2 protein-coding genes are annotated in these 1,082 nt (G+C 56.8%); one reads left to right on the top strand and one right to left on the bottom strand.

Annotated features, from left to right (window positions below; translation table 11 throughout):
* The coding region (locus A5706_RS00420) for a hypothetical protein (protein ID WP_231984910.1) at positions 1-291 on the top strand (291 nt) is incomplete at its 5' end.
* A 254-nt stretch (positions 292-545) separates the two neighbouring features.
* Here A5706_RS00420 and A5706_RS00415 read toward each other — a convergent pair.
* On the bottom strand, positions 546-1,082 hold a 537-nt coding region (locus A5706_RS00415), incomplete at its 5' end, for a PE family protein (RefSeq protein ID WP_068125968.1).

Raw genomic sequence — 1,082 nt, 5'->3', positions numbered from 1 at the left:
GCCAACATGGCGTCGTTGCTAAAGCCCTTGGGAGGGGTTGTGAACTTGATTGGCAGCGCCGTCGGGGCTGTCCGATACGAGTTAGGCAACATTGTTAGCGCAGCTTTCGACCAATTACTCAAGATATTGGGCGCAGCCTTTTACCAGTTTTGGATATTTATTCAAGGCTACCCGGCGTTATGGAGCATTTTCGTTACGGTCGGCACTTTTGTAATCATAGGCGCTTGGGTAGCACTAGTTTTACTTTTTATTGCAACAGGTACTCCCATTCCGATGTTCTTCCCGATCTAACAGACGCGCTCTGCGTTGCGGCCTGCCTCTTGGCCCTGGCCGGACATCGCCATCACCACCAGCGTCCACGTCCGGGACAACCGCGACGGCACCTTCAAAGCCGAGACACGCCTCGTCGTCGGCTAGACGCTGCCCGACCACGAACGTGAAAGGTTCGGCGAAGGAACGATGGAGAATCCAACCCTCGCGACCAACTCGTTGGGCGTCGATCCGACTGCGCGAACCTCACCGACCGCGCTGAGGGGGGCGTCATCTCAATACCCACGCCCGGCATTAAGCAAAACAAGCCACCATGGCCCGTATAAAGCAACACTTAAAAGAAACAGTAGCAAAAAGGGTACAATCGCTAGCAACATTAATAAAGATGTAATCATCGTTATCAATGTCTCTATTCCGGCTTGAATATTTGTTATCACATTCGCTATTAAATCGCTCATCGTGGACTGGGCGGTTGTGGCAGCAGCGGCAATCGGGGCCCCAATTGCTGTCAAGGGCTTGATCAGCGACGTGACGTTGGCGGCCTCCGCGCCGGCATACGCGCCGGCACTGGTGGTCAGGTGCTGCACAAATTGCTCCTGAAACGCCGCCGCCTTCCCGGCCAGCGCGTGATAGTCCTGGGCGTAACCGGAGAACAGGTGCGCGATCCCCGCCGAGACCTCATCAGCGGCCGCAGGTGGCACAAAGACGGTCGGGGCCGCGGCCACCATGTGCGCGGCGTTGACCGTCGAACCAATACTCGCCAAGTCGGTTGCCGCCGCCTCTATCAGCTCCGGTGTCGCGATCACCGCAGA

Source organism: Mycobacterium sp. E796 (assembly GCF_001672815.1).
GTDB lineage: Bacteria > Actinomycetota > Actinomycetes > Mycobacteriales > Mycobacteriaceae > Mycobacterium.
The sequence above is the reverse complement of the archived record's forward strand: the minus strand, read 5'-3'. Positions and strand labels throughout refer to the sequence as shown.